The 1,722-nt window shown below is 72.8% G+C and carries 3 protein-coding genes; 1 reads left to right on the top strand and 2 read right to left on the bottom strand.

The window, feature by feature from the left end; all coding sequences use genetic code 11:
- Positions 1-311 (bottom strand): nucleotidyl cyclase domain-containing protein (locus tag Acit_RS12575; protein ID WP_248109395.1); only part of this gene is annotated, 311 nt, incomplete at its 3' end.
- Between the two features lie 224 nt (positions 312-535).
- Here Acit_RS12575 and Acit_RS12580 point away from each other — a divergent pair.
- Entirely contained in the window at positions 536-910 is a 375-nt protein-coding gene (locus Acit_RS12580) for a PaaI family thioesterase (protein WP_282436946.1), read from the top strand.
- Positions 911-1,021: 111 nt separating this feature from the next.
- Here Acit_RS12580 and Acit_RS12585 read toward each other — a convergent pair.
- Positions 1,022-1,722, bottom strand: a 701-nt coding sequence (locus Acit_RS12585) for an NAD(P)H-dependent flavin oxidoreductase (RefSeq protein WP_248109397.1), incomplete at its 5' end; no start/stop codon positions are given.

The raw sequence follows: 1,722 nt of genomic DNA on the forward strand, positions 1-1,722 counted from the left end.
TAGTCGTCACCCTCGAGCAGGAGCACCGCACCGGTGGTGGCACCACAGGTCATGGGGGTCGGCAGGTGGGCTGCGGCCGTGGCGTGGACCAGTTCGAGCACGGTCTGGACCAGGGCTGCCGGCTCGACGCTGACCAGCATCGCCCCGTCGCCGAGCCACTTGGCGATCCGGACCCCCCGGCGGGCGCAGACCTCCCGCAAGACCCCGCGGAAGCCCACCAGGACCGCCACGGCCCGCTCGTCGCCTTCGGTGGCCGTCAAGCTGGAGAAGCCAGCGAGGTCGACGAAGGCGAAGGAGCGCTGGACCCGCACCGGCCCATCGTCGCACGGGCTGGCTGCCGTCGCCGGCCTCCTGGGCCACATCGCAATCTCTAAACTGATCCATCGATCGGTCTGGGTGGGCCGTTGCCGCGGAGGACGAGGAGGCGAGGTCGGTGGATGAGCAGTCGGCGAGGGGGCAGGGCACGACGGCTGGGGATGCCCGGACCCCCGACGGGAAGGGTGCGGAGGACTGGCGGGCGGCGATCCAGCACGCCATGCTGGCGACGCCCTTCCTGGCCGGTCTGGGCTTGCGATTCGAGCGCTTCGAGCCCGACGACGTCGTGCTGCGGCTGGCCTTCCGACCCGAGCTGACGAACGACGGCCAGCGATACCACGGGGGGGTGGTGGCGGCGGTCATGGACACCGCCGGGGCGGCGGCGGCCTGGTCGAACCACGATCCGGCCCGGGGGACCCGGGCGGCCACGGTTGCCATGACCGTTCAGTACGTCGGGTCGGCGGCCGGGCAGGACCTGGTCTGCGCCGCCCGGACCATCCGACGGGTTCGGGAGCTGATCTTCACCGAGATCCATGCCACCGACCCGGGCGGCAATCCGGTGGCCCACGGGGTCCAGACCTATCGCATCGCCTGAGACCGGCTCGTTGTCGGCCTGACCGTGACCCCTGGACCACCCGGGGTCATCCCGACGGTCGAGGGATCTCCGCAGGCCGGACTCCCGCTGGGCCGAAGGCGGCTCGGCTGCTCAGCTGGCTGGGTGGCTGGCCAAGGGACCGGCCTGGACGAACCCGGCCGTCTTGACCAGAACAGCCTCTGCCTCCGCGACGAAGCGCCGGACCAGCTCCCCGGCGGGGACCAGCTCCCGGAGAGCCCCGACGCCCTGGCCCGCCGGGTAGCCCTCCTTCTCGGGGTCGACGCCGGGGGTCTGCTCGTCGCCGCCCAGGTGGAACGCCTGGTCCCCGAGCGAGCGGCGGAGCTGGTCGGGGAAGGGGCGGAGCTCGTCGGGGTGCTGCTCGAAGTAGTCCGTGTAGGCGTTGCGGAGGACCCGCATGGTCTTGCCCGAGTAGGCCCGGCTGATCACCGTCTGGTCCTCCCGGCTGGCCAGGAGCCGGTCCTTGTAGCCCGGCAGGCCCCGAGCCTCGGGGGTGGCGATGAACCGGGTGCCGACCCAGACCCCGTCGGCTCCGAGGGCAAGGGCGGCTGCCAGGCCCCGGCCGTCGACGATCCCGCCGGCCGCCACCACCGGGACCCGGTCGCCCACGGCGTCGACCACCTGGGGGACCAGGGGGAAGGTGGCCACCGTCCCGGTGTGGCCCCCGGCCTCGGTGCCCTGGGCCACCACGAGGTCGCAACCGGCGTCCACGGCCCGCCGAGCATGCTCCACCTTGCCGCACATGTTGACCACCAGCAGGCCGTGGGCGTGACAGAGATCCACGACCTTCGTGG

The sequence above is a fragment of the Aciditerrimonas ferrireducens genome, assembly GCF_023130475.1.
Lineage (GTDB): Bacteria > Actinomycetota > Acidimicrobiia > Acidimicrobiales > UBA8190 > Aciditerrimonas > Aciditerrimonas ferrireducens.